This window comes from Streptomyces sp. NPDC046303 (genome assembly GCF_055588085.1).
Map to the genome: position 1 here is coordinate 350,357 of NZ_JBVJFA010000002.1, position 18,231 is coordinate 368,587.

16 protein-coding genes are annotated in these 18,231 nt (G+C 73.6%); 13 read left to right on the top strand and 3 right to left on the bottom strand.

Annotated features, from left to right (window positions below; genetic code table 11):
* Positions 1-255: 255 nt before the first annotated feature.
* The 8 genes from ACZ6I1_RS03335 to ACZ6I1_RS03370 all read left to right on the top strand — a co-directional run bounded on the left by ACZ6I1_RS03335 (position 256) and on the right by ACZ6I1_RS03370 (position 6,297).
* Entirely contained in the window at positions 256-1,233 is a 978-nt protein-coding gene (locus ACZ6I1_RS03335) for a Zn-ribbon domain-containing OB-fold protein (protein WP_469282539.1), read from the top strand.
* Entirely contained in the window at positions 1,233-2,300 is a 1,068-nt protein-coding gene (locus ACZ6I1_RS03340; protein ID WP_469282541.1) for a thiolase domain-containing protein, read from the top strand. The genes ACZ6I1_RS03335 and ACZ6I1_RS03340 overlap by 1 nt, the downstream gene beginning before the upstream one ends.
* On the top strand, positions 2,297-3,472 hold the full coding sequence (locus ACZ6I1_RS03345; RefSeq protein ID WP_469282544.1) for a thiolase domain-containing protein: 1,176 nt from the start codon (positions 2,297-2,299) through the stop codon (positions 3,470-3,472). Before ACZ6I1_RS03340 ends, ACZ6I1_RS03345 begins: the two co-directional genes overlap by 4 nt.
* Before the next feature lie 132 nt (positions 3,473-3,604).
* Positions 3,605-3,832 (top strand): DUF397 domain-containing protein, encoded by a 228-nt coding sequence (locus tag ACZ6I1_RS03350; RefSeq protein WP_446588904.1) that lies wholly within the window; start codon positions 3,605-3,607, stop codon positions 3,830-3,832.
* A gap of 148 nt (positions 3,833-3,980) precedes the next feature.
* Positions 3,981-4,388 (top strand): ACT domain-containing protein, encoded by a 408-nt coding sequence (locus ACZ6I1_RS03355; protein ID WP_469282546.1) that lies wholly within the window; start codon positions 3,981-3,983, stop codon positions 4,386-4,388.
* 218 nt (positions 4,389-4,606) lie between these two features.
* The gene (locus ACZ6I1_RS03360; RefSeq protein WP_469282548.1) at positions 4,607-4,768 is read left to right on the top strand and encodes a hypothetical protein; all 162 of its coding nucleotides are present in this window, start codon (positions 4,607-4,609) and stop codon (positions 4,766-4,768) included.
* Positions 4,769-4,879: 111 nt separating this feature from the next.
* Positions 4,880-5,698 carry a maleylpyruvate isomerase family mycothiol-dependent enzyme gene (locus ACZ6I1_RS03365; protein ID WP_469282550.1) on the top strand — a complete coding sequence of 273 codons (819 nt, stop codon included), beginning with the start codon at positions 4,880-4,882 and terminating at the stop codon, positions 5,696-5,698.
* A 98-nt stretch (positions 5,699-5,796) separates the two neighbouring features.
* On the top strand, positions 5,797-6,297 hold the full coding sequence (locus ACZ6I1_RS03370; protein ID WP_384221716.1) for a hypothetical protein: 501 nt from the start codon (positions 5,797-5,799) through the stop codon (positions 6,295-6,297).
* Positions 6,298-6,316: 19 nt separating this feature from the next.
* Here ACZ6I1_RS03370 and kstD read toward each other — a convergent pair whose 3' ends face one another.
* Positions 6,317-8,086: a 3-oxosteroid 1-dehydrogenase gene (kstD, locus tag ACZ6I1_RS03375; RefSeq protein ID WP_469282552.1), complete on the bottom strand. Its 1,770-nt coding sequence runs from the start codon at positions 8,084-8,086 to the stop codon at positions 6,317-6,319.
* Positions 8,087-8,242: 156 nt separating this feature from the next.
* On the opposite strand from kstD, the gene ACZ6I1_RS03380 reads away from it, so the two are divergent.
* Positions 8,243-8,899 carry an ankyrin repeat domain-containing protein gene (locus tag ACZ6I1_RS03380; protein ID WP_469282554.1) on the top strand — a complete coding sequence of 219 codons (657 nt, stop codon included), beginning with the start codon at positions 8,243-8,245 and terminating at the stop codon, positions 8,897-8,899.
* A 91-nt stretch (positions 8,900-8,990) separates the two neighbouring features.
* Here the strand turns inward: ACZ6I1_RS03380 and ACZ6I1_RS03385 are convergent, their stop codons facing one another.
* Positions 8,991-10,115 (bottom strand): aminoglycoside phosphotransferase family protein, encoded by a 1,125-nt coding sequence (locus ACZ6I1_RS03385; RefSeq protein ID WP_469282556.1) that lies wholly within the window; start codon positions 10,113-10,115, stop codon positions 8,991-8,993.
* 231 nt (positions 10,116-10,346) lie between these two features.
* Here ACZ6I1_RS03385 and ACZ6I1_RS03390 point away from each other — a divergent pair, with 231 nt between their 5' ends.
* Entirely contained in the window at positions 10,347-11,843 is a 1,497-nt protein-coding gene (locus ACZ6I1_RS03390) for a DNA-binding protein NsdB (protein ID WP_469282558.1), read from the top strand.
* A 106-nt stretch (positions 11,844-11,949) separates the two neighbouring features.
* Here ACZ6I1_RS03390 and ACZ6I1_RS03395 read toward each other — a convergent pair whose 3' ends face one another.
* A complete protein-coding gene (locus ACZ6I1_RS03395) occupies positions 11,950-13,371 on the bottom strand; it encodes a PP2C family protein-serine/threonine phosphatase (RefSeq protein WP_469282560.1) in 1,422 nt (473 codons plus the stop codon).
* 516 nt (positions 13,372-13,887) lie between these two features.
* Between ACZ6I1_RS03395 and ACZ6I1_RS03400 the strand changes: the two genes are divergently transcribed.
* The 3 genes from ACZ6I1_RS03400 (at position 13,888) to ACZ6I1_RS03410 (ending at position 18,184) form a co-directional block, all read left to right on the top strand.
* On the top strand, positions 13,888-16,116 hold the full coding sequence (locus tag ACZ6I1_RS03400) for a xanthine dehydrogenase family protein molybdopterin-binding subunit (protein WP_469282562.1): 2,229 nt from the start codon (positions 13,888-13,890) through the stop codon (positions 16,114-16,116).
* Between the two features lie 20 nt (positions 16,117-16,136).
* Entirely contained in the window at positions 16,137-16,592 is a 456-nt protein-coding gene (locus tag ACZ6I1_RS03405; protein ID WP_469282564.1) for a (2Fe-2S)-binding protein, read from the top strand.
* A gap of 161 nt (positions 16,593-16,753) precedes the next feature.
* Positions 16,754-18,184, top strand: a complete 1,431-nt coding sequence (locus tag ACZ6I1_RS03410; RefSeq protein WP_469282566.1) for a helix-turn-helix domain-containing protein — start codon at positions 16,754-16,756, stop codon at positions 18,182-18,184.
* Positions 18,185-18,231 lie beyond the last annotated feature (47 nt).

Consider the following 18,231-nt stretch of genomic DNA (forward strand, 5'->3'; position numbering starts at 1 on the left):
CCCCCCGCGCCTCACAGGCCGGCGGGGCTGGATTGCGGCCCCCCCGCGCCTCACAGGCCGGCGGGGCTGGATGGTGGCCCCCCGCGCCTCACACGTCGGCGGGGCTGGATGGTGGCCCCCCGCGCCTCACACGTCGGCGGGGCTGGATTGTGGCCCCCCGTGCCTCAAGTGCCGGCGGGGGCTGGGTTTGGCGGCCCCCTTCCTCGAATGACGGTGGGCTGACATGGGCCCGCCCTGAACATTGGAGAGTCACCCGTGACAGCCCCCGCGTCCCCGCCCGAGGTGCTCCGTGCGCCGCTCGTCGTCGAGTTTCCCTTCACCCGGTCCCTCGGACCCGTGCAGTCCGCGTTCCTCACCGGGCTGCGCGAAGGAGTCGTGCTCGGGGTGAAGACCTCCGACGGGACCGTGATGGTGCCGCCCGTCGAGTACGATCCGCGCACCGCCGAGGAGATCCGCGAGCTCGTCGAGGTCGCCACCACCGGCACCGTCACCACCTGGGCCTGGAACGACCGGCCCCGGCCGAACCAGCCCCTGGACACCCCCTTCGCCTGGGTGCTGGTCACCCTCGACGGGGCCGACACCGCCCTCCTGCACGCCCTCGACGCCCCCGGCCCCGAATCCGTGCGCACCGGGATGCGGGTGCGCGTGCGGTGGGCCGCCGAGCGGACCGGGGCGATCACCGACATCGCCTGCTTCGAGCCCCACGACGAGCCCCACGACGGGCGCGCCACCAGGCGGGCCGCCACCCCGCACGACGGGGTCTTCGCGGAGGCCGTCACCGGCATCGTCGCCGAAGCCCGCCTGGATTACACGTACAGTCCCGGCCGCGCCCAGACCGCCTACATCAACGGGCTCTCCGAGCAGAAGACCATCGGCGAGCGCTGTCCCTCCTGCCACAAGGTGTACGTGCCGCCGCGCGGCGCCTGCCCCACCTGCGGGGTCGCCACCACCGACCAGGTCGAGGTCGGCCCGGCCGGCACCGTCACCACCTATTGCATCGTCAACATCAAGGCGCGGAACCTCGACATCGAAGTCCCGTACGTCTACGCCCACATCGCCCTCGACGGCGCCGGGCTCGCCCTGCACGGCCGGATCGGCGGGATCCCGTACGACCAGGTCCGCATGGGCCTGCGCGTCGAGCCCGTGTGGACCGAAGGCGGCCGCTACCCCGACCACTACCGCCCCACCGGCGAACCGGACGCGGACTACGACGCGTACAAGGAGCTCATCTGATGCCCAGGACGAGCAGGCACGCGCGCGATGTGGCCGTCGTCGCCTTCGCGCAGAGCGACCACCTGCGCCGCACCGACGAACTCAGCGAAGTCGAGATGGTCATGCCGGTCCTGCACCAGGTCCTGGCCACGACCGGCCTCAAGGCCGGCGAGATCGGATTCACCTGCTCCGGCTCCAGCGACTACCTGGCCGGCCGGGCCTTCTCCTTCACCATGACCCTGGACGGGGTCGGCGCCTGGCCGCCGATCTCCGAATCGCACGTCGAGATGGACGGCGCCTGGGCCCTGTACGAGGCCTGGGTCAAGATCCAGACCGGCGAGGCCGACACCGCGCTCGTCTACTCGTACGGCAAGTCCTCCCCGGGATCCGTACGCGACGTACTGACCCGGCAGCTCGACCCGTACTACCTCGCCCCGCTCTGGCCCGACTCCGTGGCCCTGGCCGCCCTCCAGGCCCAGGCCCTGATCGACGCGGGCGAGACCGACGAGGCCGCCCTCGCCGCCATCGGAGCCCGCAGCCGCGCCGCCGCCGAGGCCAACCCGCACGCCCAGCTCAGCGGCTCCGTGCCCCAGGGCGACTACCAGGTCCGTCCGCTGCGCACCGGCGACTGCCCGCCCATCGGCGACGGCGCGGCAGCCGTGATCCTCGCCGCCGGGGACACGGCCCGGCGGCTGTGCGAGCGCCCCGCCTGGATCACCGGCATCGACCACCGCATCGAGGCGCACGGCCTGGGCCTGCGCGACCTCACCGACTCCCCGTCCACGCGGACCGCCGCCGAGCGCGCCGGGCTGTTCGACGCCCCGGTGGACACGGCGGAACTGCACGCGCCGTTCTCCTCCCAGGAAGTCGTGCTCCGCAAGGCCCTCGGCCTCGGCGACGGGGTGACCGTCAACGCCTCCGGCGGGGCGCTCGCCGCCAACCCCGTCATGGCCGCCGGCCTGATCCGGATCGGCGAGGCCGCCGCACGGATCCACCGCGGCGCCTCCGACCGGGCCGTCGCCCACGCCACCTCCGGCCCCTGCCTCCAGCAGAACCTGGTCGCCGTCCTGGAAGGGGACCCCGCATGAGCACCACGGGCAAGGAGCCGGTCGCCGTCGTCGGGATCGGCCAGACCAAGCACGTCGCCGCCCGCCACGACGTCTCCATCGCCGGACTGGTCCGGGAGGCCGCGGCGCGCGCCCTCGCGGACGCCGAGCTGACCTGGGCGGACATCGACGCGGTCGTCATCGGCAAGGCCCCCGACTTCTTCGAGGGCGTGATGATGCCGGAGCTGTACCTGGCGGACGCGCTCGGCGCGGTCGGCAAGCCGATGCTGCGCGTGCACACGGCGGGTTCGGTCGGCGGGTCCACGGCCCTCGTCGCCGCCAACCTCGTCGCGGCCCGCGTCCACCGCACCGTCCTCACCCTCGCCTTCGAGAAGCAGTCCGAGTCGAACGCCATGTGGGGCCTCTCCCTCCCCGTCCCCTTCCAGCAGCCGCTGCTGGCGGGCGCGGGCGGGTTCTTCGCCCCGCACGTGCGCGCGTACATGCGGCGCACCGGCGCGCCGGACACGGTGGGCTCGCTGGTGGCCTACAAGGACCGGCGCAACGCGCTGAAGAACCCGTACGCACACCTGCACGAGCACGACATCACCCTGGAGAAGGTCCAGGCCTCGCCGATGCTGTGGGACCCGATCAGGTACTCCGAGACCTGCCCCTCCTCGGACGGGGCCTGCGCGATGATCCTCACCGACCGGGCGGGCGCGGCCCGTGCGCCGCAGCCCGCGGCCTGGGTGCACGGCGGAGCCATGCGCAGCGAGCCCACCCTCTTCGCGGGCAAGGACTTCGTCTCCCCGCAGGCCGGCAAGGACTGCGCGGCCGACGTCTACCGGCAGGCCGGGATCACCGACCCGCGCCGGCAGATCGACGCGGTGGAGATGTACGTGCCGTTCTCCTGGTACGAGCCCATGTGGCTGGAGAACCTCGGATTCGCGGCGGAGGGCGAAGGCTGGAAGCTCACCGAGGCCGGGGTCACCGAACTCGACGGGGACCTTCCGGTCAATCCCTCGGGCGGGGTCCTGTCCACCAACCCCATCGGCGCCTCCGGCATGATCCGCTTCGCCGAGGCGGCCCTCCAGGTGCGCGGCCGGGCCGGGGAACACCAGGTCCCGGAAGCCCGCAGGGCCCTCGGGCACGCGTACGGCGGCGGCGCGCAGTTCTTCGCGATGTGGCTGGTGGGGGCCGAGCCGCCCGCCTCCTGAACCGCCCGGACCGCGCGGTCGTGGTGCCGGACCGGTCACGGGTGACTCACCGTGGCCTGTGCGGCACCCGCTGCGGTGGCTAACCTGGCCCCCGGACGACGTACCGGGAGGAGCACGCACGTGGCCGAGAGCATGACTTCACAGCCCCTGGCCGGCTGGGGCAAGCCGGACCTCGATCTCACCGAGGCGCAGTGGCGGTCGAGCAGCCGGGGAGCGGGTGACGTTCAGATCGCCTTCGTCGAGGGCTTCGTCGCCATGCGCAACAGCGAGCGACCCGAAAGCCCTTCGCTGATCTTCGCGCCGGACGAGTGGAACAAGTTCGTGCTGAACGCGCGGGGCGGGGAGTTCGACCTCACCTGACGCGCCGCGCGGCCCGTACGCCTCGTACGGGCCGCACACGCCGCACACGCCGCACACGCCGCACACGCCGCACACGCCGCACACGCCGCACCACCGGGGCCGCGAGCCGTCGCCCCGGTGGCCGGCGGCCCGCGGATAGGGTGACCGCATGAGCGGCGAGAGCGACCTGCGCACCCTGCTGAGCGGCATGCGTCCGGAACTGAACGAGGGCCGGTACGTGTTCTGCACCGTCCCCGGCTCCGCCGTCCCACCTGGGACCGCCCCCGTCGCCACCGTCCTGGAACCCGAGGGCCTCACCGTGGTCCTGCGCCAGGAGGACGCCGACGCGGCCGGCCTCGCCTACGACTACACGGCCGGCTGGATCACCCTGCGGATCCACTCCGCCCTCGACGCCGTCGGCCTCACCGCCGCCTTCGCCACCGAACTCGGCGCACACGGTCTGAGCTGCAACGTCATCGCCGGCTACCACCACGACCACCTCTTCGTGGCCGCCGACCGGGCCGCCGAGGCCGTCGCCGTCCTCGAGCAGCTCGCGGCGCGTTCCGCGAGGGACTGAGTCTTTCCCCGGGCGGGCTCCGTCCCGGTGTGCGCGGGCGTACGCTGATCTCCCGAACAGGCCTGGGGCGTACCTGCCGTGACGGACCGTCCGACCCGTCTGCACCACAGACGGCGCGAGCCGGACAGCGGCGGCGCACCGCTCGCCGCACCCGTCGTCGCCGCCCTGGTCCGCGAGGCGGTCGGCGACCACGCCGACGACGCGTTCTGCCACGAGGCGTGGCCGTCACCACCGCGAATCCCTTCGAGGCCGTCGAACTCAGCGCCCAAGTCCGTGACATGGGCCTTCCCCCGGTCGAGGGCAGCGCGCCGCCGCTGCGCGACCTCGCCGCCGCCCAGCGCGGCAGCGGCCTCGCCGGCCGCCTCGCCTGCCGGCCGTAAGGCCAGCGCGGAGGCTTCCGTACGACCGTCCGGGTCGCGCGGCCACTCGAACGCGCGTACGTCGGCGTGCGGCCGGGGGTGGCGGGCGCCGAGCGCGGGGAGGCTGATGCCATGGAGCACACCCGGCGGATCGCCCACTTCCAGGCTGAAGCGTCCGCCTTCGAGGCAGCCGTCCGCCGCGCCCTGCACCCCGGCCGGCCCGCGCCACTGGTCCCCTCGTGCCCCGGCTGGTCGCTCTCCGACCTCGTCGGGCACCTCGGCGGAGTGCAGCGCTACGTCGCGCACCTTCTGCGGGAGCGCCCGCCCGGGCCGCCGGACGCGGGCGACCTGTCCCTGTACGGGCTCCCCGCCGATCCGGCCGTACTGGCCGCCTGGCCGCGGCCCGAACGGGCGCCCAACCGGCAGCCGGTCCCGGACGCGCTGACGGACTGGTTCACCGAGGGCGCCCGGCAGCTGGCCGTGCTGTTCGGCGAGCTCGGGCCGGACCTGCCGGTGTGGACCTGGGCGCCGGAGCGGACCTCGGGATTCTGGCTGCGGATGCAGACGATCGAGCTGGCGGTCCACCGCTGGGACGCGCAGTCCGCGACCGGAACCCAGGGCCCCCTCGCCCCGGCCCTCGCGGTGGACGCCGTGAGCCAGACCTTCGAGGTGATGGCCCCGGCCCGCCGCGTCCGGCGGCCCGCCCCACCGGGCGCGGGGGAGCGGTTCCGCTTCCGGCGCACCGACGGCCCGGAGTCCTGGACGGTCGCCTTCCCGGGGGACGGGATCCTCCTGGAACCCGGCTCCCCGGGCCCGGCGGACGTCGAAGCCGCGGGCTCCGCCTCCGACCTCGCCCTCTTCCTCTGGCGCCGCCTGCCGCCCGACGCCCTGCGCGTCACGGGCGACGCCGCCCTCCTGCGGCACTGGTTCACCCTGGTCCCGCCGGACTGACCGGTCCGGGCGGGCGGCGGCCGCCCGGCGCCCGGGGACGGGGGCCGGATGAGGGGCCCCGGGCCGGAAAACTTCGCCCGGCCACGTACCATGGCGGCATGTCCTTCCTCCGCCGCCACCGCGCCGCCACACCCGCCGGCCCGGACTTCGACGTCCTGGCCATGGACCCGGGGGACTGGCCGGGCAATCTCGGGGCCGGGCTGCTGCCCGCGCCCGACGGCAGCTGCCAGGGTGTCTTCCTCCGCTATGACCTGTTCGGCGGACGCGGACCCGCGATGATCATCGGCAACCTGCCCGAGGGCTCCCCCGCCCGGGACCTCTCCGACGGCCAGGTCCCCTTCGAGGTCGCCCAGCTGCTCGACGCCCTGGAGAACGACGAGGACGTCGAGGTCACCGGCATCGAGGACTGCCCCGTCATGCAGGGCGACAACCTCCTCATCGTCCGGAAGATCAAGCTGTCGGAGTCCCGCATCTCCTGCGTCCAGTTCGACCGCAGTGACAACGTGCTGGTCACCATCGCCAGCTGGGACCGCCCGATCACCGATGACCTCTACGCCCTCCTGAAGCCGCTCCCCGCGGAGCTCTTCCAGCAGGGCTAGCACCTCTCCCCGATCACGATCACGCGTCCGCGATGTCGTTCGCCGCCACGTAGCCGAACGTCATCGCGGGTCCGATCGTCGACCCGGCCCCCGCGTAGCTGCGGCCCATCACCGCCGCGCTCGCGTTGCCCGCCGCGTACAGGCCCCGGATCACCGAACCGTCCTCCCGCAGCGCCCGCGCCCGCGCGTCCGTGACGATGCCGCCCTTCGTGCCCAGGTCACCCGGCACGATCTTGAACGCGTAGAACGGCGGCGCCCAGACCGGCGCCAGGCACGAGTTCGGGGTCACTCCCGGGTCCGTGTAGTAGTGGTCGTACGCCGTGTCCCCCCGGTGGAAGTCCGCGTCCGTCCCGTTCCACGCCTGTGCGTTGAACCGGTTCAGCGTCGCCCGCAGCGCCGCCGCCGGAACCCCGATCTGGCCGGCCAGCGCGTCCCACGTCCACGCCTTCTTCGCCGCCCCCGCCTCGTACCAGGAGTCCGGGAACACGATCGTCGGCAGGATGTCCTTGAACAGGTACTTGTTGCGGTAGTTCTGATCCACGATCAGCCACGCCGGGATGTGCGAGCCGACCGCTGCCCGGTCCTTCTCGTACATCACGTGCACCACATCGCTGTACGGCGCCGCCTCGTTGACGAAACGGGCCCCGTTCCCGTTCACGATCAGCCCGCCCGGCAGGGTCCGTTCGGCGAGGCAGAAGTACGGCTCCCCGGGCAGCGGGATCGACGGCCCCCACCACGCGTCGTCCATCAGCGCCAGCGCCGCCCCGGCCCGACGGCCCGCCCGGATGCCGTCGCCCGTGTTCTCCTTCGCGCCCACCGACCACTGGGTGCCGATCGGCTGCTGCTGGTACTGCGCCCGCATCTGCGCGTCGTGCTCGAAGCCGCCCGAGCCGACGACCACCCCGCGCCGGGCCCGTACCGTGCCCCGTACGCCCTCCTTCTCCACCACCACCCCGGTCACCGCGCCGCCCTCCTGGACCAGGTCCACCAGCGGACTGTTCAGCCAGACCGGCACTCCCGCCTGCTGGAGCCCCGCGCGCAGCCCGGCCGCCAGGGCCTGGCCCATCGTCAGCGGCTTCTGTCCGAGCAGCGCCGCCTTCGTACCGCGCGCCAGGCACTCCGTGGACACGGCGAGGCCCTTGGCGTTCACGGCCGCCAGGTTGAGCCACTTGTAGTCCTGGCTGAAGACCACCATCCCGGCCGGCACCGGCATGTACGCCGGGTTCAGCCGGGCCAGTTCGGCGCCGAGGACGTTCCCGTCGATCTGGTCCGGTTCGATGGACCGGCCGTTCGGCAGCCCGCCCGGCAGGTTCGGGTAGTAGTCGCTGTACCCCTCCATGAAGCGGAACCGCAGCGGGCTGTTGGCCATCACGAAGTCCAGCATCCGCGGACCGTTGGCGAGGAAGGCGGCCTGCCGGTCGGCCGGCACCTCGGGCCCGACGACGGCAGCCAGGTACGTCGCCGCCTTCTGCGGGGTGTCCGGGACCCCGGCGCCCAGGATCACGGAGTTGTTGGGCAGCCAGATCCCGGCCCCGGACCGGGCGGCGGACCCGCCGAAGGTGGGTGCCTTCTCGACCACCAGCACGCTCAGGCCCCGCTTGGCGGCGGTGAGCGCGGCGGTCATCCCGGCGGCTCCGGACCCGACCACGACCACGTCGTACTCGCCGAGCGGCGGCCCGGCCTGGGCGGCGTCGGCCCGCGCCGCGGCGGCCGGCAGCACGGTGGCGGCGAGCACCCCGGCGCCGGTCCCGGCCAGGACACTGCGGCGGGAGGGGGAGGAGTACTTCATGGGCGGTCTCCAGGCGGTGTGAGGAGGGAACGCGGCTGCGGCCGACGCGGCCTGATGCCACGTCAGGTAGCGAACGTGTTCGGGGGATCATGTGATGTCAAGGCACAGGGCCTCCCGGCGCCCGGGCCGGGAGCCCGGCTTCCTTAGGATCGGGGCATGGCGAAGACAGAGCAGACGCGGTGGGACGGCGTCACCACCCGCGACGCGTACCCCGCGGAGATCCTGGCCCGGCGGGACCTGCTGGCGGACGCGGCCCGCGACGGGAACTGGCCGCGGGTGTTCGAGGAGCTGGCGCAGAATCCCGAGTGGGTCAACGCGACCCGCGTGGGCGGCCCCAGCGGGTTCGCCCTGCTGCACCAGGCCGCTTGGCACGGGGCACAGGACGCCGCCGCCGTACTCGTCGGCTGCGGGGCCTGGCGCACCCTGCCGACCTCGGCCGGCGAGCGGGCCCACGACGTCGCCCTGGCCCGCGGCCACAAGGGGATGTCGGGCCTGCTCCAGCCCGTGGTGCGCCACCCGCTGCCCGCCCCGGCGCTGGAAGCGCTCGAAGGCCGGCTGCACGCGCTGATCCGGGCGGACAGTCACGGTCTCGCCGACCGCCACCAGCTGAAGCTGCCGACGCTGGCCGTCCTGACCGAACTCGCCGAACCGCGGATGTTCTTCCCGGTCCCCGGCATGTACGGCGGCTTCCGCTACGAACTGGACGGCGACGGCCTCGTCACCGAGAGCTGGAGCCGCGTCGTCGGCGGCTCGGGCCGACGCCACCGCATCACCGCCGGCTCGACCGAGCTGGTCGCCGAAGGGTTCGTCTGAGCCGGCCCACCGCGTCCGCCCGTACGCGCACGCTGCCGAGCCCCGGGTGGGGAACCCGGGGCTCGGCAACCGTGGGGGTGGACCGGCGGGGTCAGCGGGTGCCGACCGCCGCGCGGACCGCTCTGCGCGCCATCCCGGCGTCGTCGTGCAGGCGGCGCAGCAGCAGTCGCTGCTCCTCGCCCGACGACAGGGCGCCGGCCGGCAGGGGCTGGGCCGGGGCGGTTGCCAGCATCGAGCGCTGTACGGCCGTCTCGGACATCCGGATCTCCCGGGTCAGCACCAGCATCAGGTTGACCAGGAAGGCGTCCCGCACCGCCGGACCGGCCGACTGGGCGAGCCGGCTGATCTGGCTGCGCGCGGCCGGGGCGTCGCCCAGCACCGTCCACAGGGTGGCCAGGTCGTAGCCCGGCAGGTACCAGCCCGCGTGCTCCCAGTCGAGCAGCACCGGCCCGGCCGGGGACAGCAGCAGGTTCGACAGCAGGGCGTCACCGTGGTTGAACTGCAGCGCGGTGCCCGACAGCTTCACGCCGTGCAGCAGCTTCTGCAGGTCACCGAGGTCCCGGTCGGTCAGCAGGCCCAGCTCGTAGTCCCGGGCGATCCGCCGCGCGTAGTTCAGCGGCGTCCCGAACAGCTCGCCCGGCGGACGCCACTGGTTGACCCGGCACACCGCGCCCAGGGCCGCCCGCAGGTCGACCCGCGGCGGGGCCTCCACCGGGTGCCGCTGCAGCGCCGCGACCCGGCCGGCCATCCGCTCGACGACCAGTACGCAGTTCTCCGGGTCGGCGGCGATCAGCCGCGGCACCCGGACCGGCGGGCGGTGCCGGACGAACGCCCGGTATGACCCTATTTCGTGCCGGTAGCGCTCACGCCATTCGGGCGAGTGGTCCAGTAAAACCTTGGCGACGGCGGTCATCCGCCCGGTGGTGCCCACGAGGAGGACCGACCGGCCGCTGCGCCGCAGGACCTGGACGGGCGAGAACTCGGGACAGATCCGCTGCACCGAGGCGAGCGCGGTGCGCAGTTGCGCCCCCTGCGGTCCCGAGAGGTCGATTCTTCCGCTGAGCGGCTGCGATCCGGTCCCCGGCATCCGCCGTGCCCGTACGGCGCCCTGCGCCGGAGCCGCGGGGCGGCCGGGTTCGAGGTAGGGGCCGCCGCCCGCGGGGAGCGTGCGGTGCGGCCGGACCGGGGCGGACACGGAGGACGTTGCTGCGTACATGGCGTTACGGATCCCTTCGTGCGCCGACGAGTTGCGTACGCCGCCCCGCCGGATCCCGTGCATCACCCTGGGGAGTTCCGCCGGTGAACCGGGGCGGGGAGGCGCATTCCAACCACACACCCGGCCATGGGTGGCGCATCATCGAGCGTGCCCTGGCGAAGCCTGGCGAATAGTCGCTGGGCATCTGACGGCGGGTTACTGTCAACTCAGCCGAGAACCTGGGGGCTTGACGTGAGCAAGGGTCCAAACACCCGCTTGAACGACCTGTTCGGCCTGGCCGGCTGGTCCAAGGGCGAACTGGCGAGGATGGTCAACAGGCAGGCGGCGGCCATGGGTCATCCCCAGCTGGCCACCGACACCTCGCGGGTGCGGCGCTGGATCGACATGGGGGAGACCCCGCGCGAACCGGTGCCCACGGTACTGGCAGCACTGTTCACCGAGCGGCTCGGTCGTGTCGTGACCATCGAGGACCTCGGGTTCGTACGGCAGCGGCGCACCAGCAGACGGCAGCCGGGCGGGGCTCAGGAGAACCCCGACGGGATGCCCTGGGCGCCCGAACGCACAGCCGCGGTCCTCACCGAATTCACGGGAATGGACCTCATGCTCAACCGTCGCGGTCTGATGGGCGCGGGCGCCGTGCTCACCGCCGGCTCCGCCCTCAGCAACGCCATGTACGACTGGCTCCACACCGACCCCGCGCTCGCCAAGGAGACGCAGCGCTTCGGGGAGTCCTTCCAGGCCGACCCAGCGGGTTACGACCGCTACGAGGCGGCCCCGATCGGCTCCCAGGAGATCGAGGCCCTGGAACGCTCCGTCGAGGTGTTCCGGGCCTGGGACGCCTCCAGAGGAGGCGGGCTCCAGCGCAAGGCGGTCGTCGGCCAGCTCAACGAGGTGGGCGGGATGCTCGCCTACCACCACCCCGACCACCTGCAGCGGCGGCTGTGGGGAGTGGCGGCCAACCTGGCCGTGCTCGCGGGCTGGATGTCCCACGACGTGGGCCTGGAACCCACGGCGCAGAAGTACTTCGTCATCGCCGCGCACGCCGCGCGCGAGGGCGGTGACCGGCCGCGCGCCGGCGAGGCGCTCTCCCGGGCCGCCCGCCAGATGGTCCACCTCGGCAAGCCGAACGAGGCACTCGACCTGATGAAGCTGGCCAAGTCCGGCTCCGGCGAGCAGACCCTGCCCCGCACGCGCGCCATGCTGCACACCATCGAGGCGTGGGCGCAGGCCGCGATGGGCAAGGGCCAGGCCATGCGCCGCACCCTGGGAGAGGCGGAGGAGCTGTTCGTCTCCGACAAGGGCGACGTGCCGCCGCCGAGTTGGATGCAGCACTTCGACGAGGCGGACCTGCACGGCATGCAGGCCCTGGCGTACCGCACCCTCGCCGACCACGACGCCACGGCGGCGCCGATCGCCGCCCGCCACGCCAAGGAGGCCCTGCGGCTGCGCGGCGACGGCTACCAGCGCTCGCAGATCTTCGACTACATCTCGATGGCCTCGGCCTGCTTCATCGCCGACGACCCCGAGCAGGCCGACCGCTACGCCCGGCTCGCCCTGGTGTCGATGAACGAGACCTCCTCGCACCGGACCTGGGACCGGCTGCGCGAGATGTACCGGCTCACCGGCCAGTACGCCGGGTACGCGCGTATCGAGGACCTGCGCGAGGAGATCGAGCTGGCCCTCCCCGACAGCCCGGCGCCGCGCAGCCCGCGCGGTTCGGTCGTGTAGTGCGGGAAGGGGCACGGAGACGAGAAAGGCCGCGCCCTCCGGCGCGGCCCTGACACTCCTGACGTCCCTCCATACTCCTGACGTCCCTCGCAGGAGCTCGCGAGGCCTACGGTCCGACCCGTGCGACCAGCACGCACGCGTCGTCCTCGCGCTCGCTCTCCCCGAACTCCTCGATCACCATGCGCACGCAGTCCTGAGCGGACCGCGCCGCCGAGAACCGCGGTGCGAGCGCCAGCAGCCGCTCCGTCCCGTCGGCCCGGCTGAACTCGATGCTGCGCGGAGTCAGCCCGTCCGTGTGCAGGACGAGGACGTCGCCCACCTCGAGGTGTTCTTCGGCCTGACCGTACGAGGCTCCGGAGGTCGCGCCCAGCAGGACGCCCTCGGGCGGCACCAGCGAGCGGCCGGAGCCGCGGCGGAACAGCAAGGGGGCCGGGTGTCCGGCCTGCGCCCAGGACAGCACGCGGCGCGCGGGATCGTAGTGGCAGCACACGGCCGAGCCGAGGGCCGGCTGTACGGAGGTCTCCAGGAGCTGGTTCAGCCAGCCCATCAGGGGGCCCGGCTCGATGCCGGCCATGGCCATGCCGCGCAGGGCGCCGAGCATCATCGCCATGCCGGAGGTGGCGGTCACGCCGTGCCCGGTCAGGTCGCCGACCGTCAGCATCGAGCGGCCGTCGGGGAGTTCGAGTGCGTCGTACCAGTCGCCGCCGATCAGGGCGCTGGTCGCCGATGGCAGGTAGTGCGCGGCCACGTCCAGCGTGCCGGTGCTGCTGTGCGGGAACCGCAGGGAGCCGCGCCACGGGGGGAGCACGGCTTCCTGCAGCTCGACCGCCAGCCGGTGCTCGGTCTGCGCGATCTCCCGCTGGCGCTGCAGCGAGTCACGGGACTCGCGCACCGCCCGCTGGCTCCGGCGCAGTTCACTCACGTCCCGCAGCACGGCCCACATGGAGGCCGTGCAGCCGTCGGAGTCGAGTACCGGCTCGCCCCTCATGTGCAAGGTCCGGACCCGGCCGTCGGCCCGGACGATGCGGAACTCGCCGTCGATGGCCTTGCCGTCCACCAGACAGGCCGTGACCCAGGCGGTGAGCAGCGGCTGGTCCTCGGAGAACAGGGTGGAGCCCAGTTCGTCGAGCGGGAGCGCGCCCGCCTCGGGGGACCGGCCGAAGATCTGGAACAGCTCGTCGGACCAGCTGACCTCGTCGGTCAGCAGGTTCCATTCGGCGCTGCCGACCCGGGTCTGCGCTTCGGGTCCGGCTTCGGGCGCGGCCTGCGGCAGCACGATGGTCTCGGGTGCGGGCGGCAGGCCCTCCTTGAGCTGACCCAGGTGCTCACGGAGGTCGTCGAGGTGGTGCACGGCGAGATCGCACAGGGCGCGCTGCCAGCGGCCCTGGGCGTCGTCGTCGTCCACGACGGTGTCGCGGCGGACCGCGTCCACCTCACCCCGGAGGCGCCGGGTCTGTGAGATCAGTGCGTCCACCGACCCCGGCTCGGGCGGCTGCGCGGGACGGTCCGCGAACAGGTGGGACGGCATGAGAACTCCGATACAGGCGCGGCACGGCCAAGTCTGAAGGAAGGACCGGTTACGACTGTTGCACAGGCGGCGACGGCCTGTAAGGCGTTTGGCAACATCCGTAACGGCCTTGCTCTTGGCATATGCCGCAGGCCTTCCGGCGTGTCTTTCCCGTACGAAAGAATCCGGTCAGCCGAGCCCGGCCCCTCATGATCGGATCCGCCGCGCCCACCGCCCCACCCCCACGTCAAAGGGTTCTGACGAGCCGGAGCCCGCCCCCAGCCGGCGGCCGGAAACAGGCCCTCGATACGCGGCGGATCGATCGTACGGCCGAGGCGTACGAACCGCGGACCTCCGTTCGGGTCGGGAGGGACACCCGCAGCGCCGTACCCCCGAACGAATGACCCCCTGCGCCGGGCCCCGGCCGCCGCGGCCGCCACCGGTCTTCCCACGCCACCCCTTGATCGCTACCCTACCTGTCGGTAATGAGCCGGGGGTGGTCCGCAGGCGGACCCGTGCAGGGTGGGGACGACACACATGACCGGGCAGAACCACCCGGCGGGGCAGAGCCGCCGCTCCTTCCTCACCTACCTCGTCGCGGCGCCGACGCTCGCCCTCGTCACCCGTGCCGGAGCCGACGCGCTGGCCCCGCAGGCCGCTCACGCCGTGGTGCCGAGCCTGCCCGCCATCGCCGACGTGATCGACCTCGGCGATCTGTTCATCCTGGCCGGGGCGCCCACCTCCGCCCTGCTGGCGCTCGCCGTCGAGGCGGACGGGACCATCCGCTTCCGGCTGCCGCGCGAGGAGGTCGGCCAGGGCCTCACCACCGCCGTGGCCATGCTCGTCGCCGAGGAGCTGGACGCGCCGCTGGCCGCCGTACGCGTCGAACTGGACGACGCCCGGCCCGAACTGCTCTTCAACCAGCTCACCGGTTCCTCCAACTCCATCCGCTCCCTCTACGGGCCGGTCCGCCAGTGCGCCGCCACCGCCCGGGCCCGGCTCGTGGCGGCCGCCGCCCGCCGCTGGGGCCTCTCCGCGGCCACCCTGACCACCGCGAACGGAGCCGTCCGCGCCCCGGACGGCCGCACCGCCGACTACGGCTCCCTCGCCACGGCCGCCGCCGACCCGGGGCTGGTCGTCCTCGGCGCGACCCCCAAGAAGACGGCGCAGCACACCCTGGTCGGCACGCCGACCGGCCGGGTCGACGCCCGCGCCATGGTCACCGGAGCCCAGCAGTACACCCTCGACCTCGACGTTCCCGGCGCGAAGCCCTGCGTGGTGCGCCGCCCGCCCACCCTCGGCGGCAGCGTGCGCGGCGTCGCCAACCTGGCCGCCGTCCGGGCCATGCCGGGCGTGCTGCACGTGGTGACCGTGCCGACCGGGGTCGCGGTCGTCGCCGAGACCTTCGGGCAGGCCCTCGACGCCAAGGCCGCCCTCCAGGTCACCTGGGGGCCGGGCCCCGCCGACGCGCTGTCCGACGCGCAGATCCGTACGAAGCTGCGCGCCGCGACCCCGCCGCTGCTGGTGCCGCCGCTGCTGACCCCGTACGTGGACGCCGAGTTCGACTTCGCCTTCGTCAGCCACGCCCCGATGGAGACCAACTCCGCCGTCGCCGACGTACGGGAGGACCGCGCCGAGATCTGGTCGGGCCTCAAGTCCCCCATCGTGGCCCGCCAGTCCATCGCCGCCGAGCTCGGCCTGCCCGTGGACAAGGTCACCGTGCACGTCGTCCAGGCGGGCGGCTCCTTCGGGCGGCGGCTCTTCTTCGACGCGGCCCTGGAGGCCGCCCGCGTCTCCCAGGCCTGCCGCCGCCCGGTCAAGCTGATGTGGACCCGCGTGGACGACACCCGGCACGGCCGGATGCGCCCCGCCACCCACCACAAGATCCGGGCCACCCACCTGCTGGGCGAGGTACTCAGCTTCGAACACCGCGTCGCCGCCGCCGAGACCGACTTCCGGCACGGGCTCGGCGAGATCGTCACCGCCACCGCCGCGCACCTGCCCCTCGGCGTCGGCAACGCGACCCTGGCCCAGACCCTGTTCCTGACCACGGTGAAGTCCCCGTACCACTTCGGGCTCACCACCCAGGCCCTCACCGAGGTACCGACCGGCATCCCCACCGGCTCCTGGCGCTCGGTGTACTCCGCCAACACCCGAGGGGCCGAGGAGATCGTCGTCGACGAACTGGCCGCGGCGACCGGCCGGGACCCGTACCGGTTCCGCCGCACCTTCCTGAAGACGGCAGCCCAGCGGGCCGTGCTCGACAAGGCGGCGACCGAAGGCCAGTGGGGGCGGACGATGCCGGCGGGATGCGCGCAGGGCATCGCCTTCCACGAGGAGTACAAGTCCCGCACCGCGTGCCTCGTCGAGATCGACACCCGCGACCCGGAGCACGTGCGCGTGACCAAGGCCGTCATCGCCGTGGACGTGGGCCTGCCCGTCAACCCGCGGGGGCTGGAGGCACAGATGATCGGCGGCCTCACCGACGCCATCTCCACCACCCTGCGCGCCGGCCTCCACCTGGACAAGGGGCTTCCGCTCGAGGGCAGTTACAGCCAGTTCCACTGGGCGCAGCAGCGAGACACCCCGCGTGACGTACGGGTCCACGTGCTGCCCGCCACCGGCGAGGAGCCGGGCGGCGCGGGCGAGCTGGGCGTCCCCGCGGCCGTCGGCGCGATCGCCAACGCCTGGGCCCGGGCCACCGGTTCCAAGCCGCGCAGCTTCCCCCTCGACTTCGACGTCGACTTCACCCCCTACCCGCGATAGTCCGCAGCCAGGAGTACGCCGTGCCCTTGCACACCTTCACCGTCAACGGGCAGAGCGTCACCGTGGACGCGCCCGACGACCTGCCCCTGCTCTGGGTCCTGCGCGACATGCTCGGCGTCACCGGCCCCAAGTACGGCTGCGGCGTCGACGTCTGCAAGGCCTGCACCAGCCACCTCGACGGCACCGACATCCGGCCGTGCGTGGTGCCCGTCTCCGCCTGCGCGGGCAGGAAGGTGACCACCATCGAAGGCCTGGCCGACGGAGCGGACCTGCACCCGGTGCAGGAGGCGTGGCTCGAACAGGACGTCGCCCAGTGCGGCTTCTGCCAGCCCGGCCAGATCATGGCGGCCGTGGCCCTGCTCCAGCGCACGGCCGATCCGACGGACGAGGACATCGACGCCATCGCCAACATCTGCCGCTGCGGGACCTACTTCCGCATCCGCGAGGCCATCCGCAGCGCGGCCGCCCGCATGTGAGCGGCGGCGGACCCCGGTTTTTCCCCCGTCGATACCGGGATCCGGCCGCTCGTGGCCCAACCTATGCGGGTCAGTGGCCCTCCACAGGGTTCGCCGTGCCCAGTGACGGCGCTTGACGGGTATCACTGCGCACAGTGTGCGGCCGGTGGTTCAATGCCGCAGTGTCCCGGTCAGACGACATCCTGAAGGTCCACCGGCTCGCCCACACCGGTGGTTCGGACGCGCTGCTCGCATGGCTCGCCGCCCGCCTGGGCGGGTGGGCCGGGGTGGTGGACGCCGAGGAGGGACGTGGGCCGGAGGCCGCGGTGCGCGCTGCCGCCGAGATGAGCGCCCGCGGCGTCCGGTCGGCCGTCCTGCACGGCGCCGGATCCGCCACGCTGCTGTTCGCGCTCGACGAGGGGCGCGCGCTGGCCGCCGTACTGGACCGGCCGCACGATCCGGACGCGCCCGCCCTGCTCGCGGACGCCGCCGTACCGCTGGCCCTGGTCCTGCGCGCCGAGGAGGCCTCGCGGCGCGCGGCGCGGGCCGCCCTCGCCGAGTCGCGGGCCCGCGAGGCGGTGCTGCACCTGCTGATGAACGGCCGGCTCTCCACCGCCCACCAGGTCGCCGAGGCGCTGGGCCCCTCGCTGCCCGAGCCGATGCGCATGTACGTCGTGGAATGCCGGACCGGTCAGCGCGGCGAGGTGATCCGGCGGTGCGGGGAACTGACGGGCGGCCGGGCCTGGATCGTGCGCTGCCCGGTCCACGTACGCCACCTCATCGTGCTCGTCCCGGCGGACCTGGCGGCCGCTTCGGCCGAACACGACCCCCTGGCCGGGGCGCTGGCGGGGGTGGCGCCGGAGTGCGCGGTCGGGGTCAGCGAGGAGATGCGCCTGCGCGAGGCCCCGGCCGCCTACACCCAGGCCTTCCACGCGCTGGCCGTCGCCCGGGGCCGGGGCGAACGGCACGCCCGGTTCGGTCCCGGGCCCGAACTGGCGCTCGCCGCCCACGGGGCCGGGGCCGGCTGGGCCGAGGCCCTGCTCGCGCCCCTGCACGCGTACGAGCCCCGGCGCCCGCAGGACCCCGGCGGACAGGAACTGCGGGCCACCGCCCACGCCTGGCTGAACTTCGCCTCGCACGCGACCCGGCTGCTGAAGGTCCACCGCAACACCCTGGCCGCCCGCCTCCGGCTGGTCGAGGCCCTGCTCGGCCTGGACCTCGCCCGCCTCGGGGACCAGGCGGCGCTCGCGCTGGCCCTGCGGCTGACCCCGGGTGCGGCGTCGGCTGCGCGGCCGGGTGCCGACGCGGGTGCGGGGCCCGTCCCCGACCTCGACGGGGTGCTGCGCGATCCGCGGCTGACCGCCTGGGCCCGGGCCCATCTGCGCCCGCTGAACGGGCCCGACGCCCCGGCGGGCGCCCGCGAGACCGTCCGTACCTGGCTGGCGCACGATGCCCAACTCGTGCCGTCCGCCGCCGCGCTGGGCGTCTCCGTCCCCGGCGCCCGCAAGCGGCTGACCCGCATCGAGGCGCTGCTCGAGCGCTCCCTGCTCCAGTCGCCGAGCGCCCGGCACGACCTGTGGCTGGCACACCGGGCGGAGGAGCTCGCCGGGTGACACCGCCACGAAAAGGGGCGAATCGCACAAAACATGCATGATCATGC

Excerpts from the sequence above, each read along its gene's own strand:
- ACZ6I1_RS03340 (WP_469282541.1), top strand. The coding sequence starts at position 1,233 with ATGCCCAGGACGAGCAGGCACGCGCGCGATGTGGCCGTCGTCGCCTTC.
- ACZ6I1_RS03345 (WP_469282544.1), top strand. The coding sequence starts at position 2,297 with ATGAGCACCACGGGCAAGGAGCCGGTCGCCGTCGTCGGGATCGGCCAG.
- ACZ6I1_RS03350 (WP_446588904.1), top strand. The coding sequence starts at position 3,605 with ATGACTTCACAGCCCCTGGCCGGCTGGGGCAAGCCGGACCTCGATCTC.
- ACZ6I1_RS03355 (WP_469282546.1), top strand. The coding sequence starts at position 3,981 with ATGAGCGGCGAGAGCGACCTGCGCACCCTGCTGAGCGGCATGCGTCCG.
- ACZ6I1_RS03365 (WP_469282550.1), top strand. The coding sequence starts at position 4,880 with ATGGAGCACACCCGGCGGATCGCCCACTTCCAGGCTGAAGCGTCCGCC.
- ACZ6I1_RS03370 (WP_384221716.1), top strand. The coding sequence starts at position 5,797 with ATGTCCTTCCTCCGCCGCCACCGCGCCGCCACACCCGCCGGCCCGGAC.
- kstD (WP_469282552.1), bottom strand. The coding sequence starts at position 8,086 with ATGAAGTACTCCTCCCCCTCCCGCCGCAGTGTCCTGGCCGGGACCGGC.
- ACZ6I1_RS03380 (WP_469282554.1), top strand. The coding sequence starts at position 8,243 with ATGGCGAAGACAGAGCAGACGCGGTGGGACGGCGTCACCACCCGCGAC.
- ACZ6I1_RS03385 (WP_469282556.1), bottom strand. The coding sequence starts at position 10,115 with ATGTACGCAGCAACGTCCTCCGTGTCCGCCCCGGTCCGGCCGCACCGC.
- ACZ6I1_RS03395 (WP_469282560.1), bottom strand. The coding sequence starts at position 13,371 with ATGCCGTCCCACCTGTTCGCGGACCGTCCCGCGCAGCCGCCCGAGCCG.
- ACZ6I1_RS03400 (WP_469282562.1), top strand. The coding sequence starts at position 13,888 with ATGACCGGGCAGAACCACCCGGCGGGGCAGAGCCGCCGCTCCTTCCTC.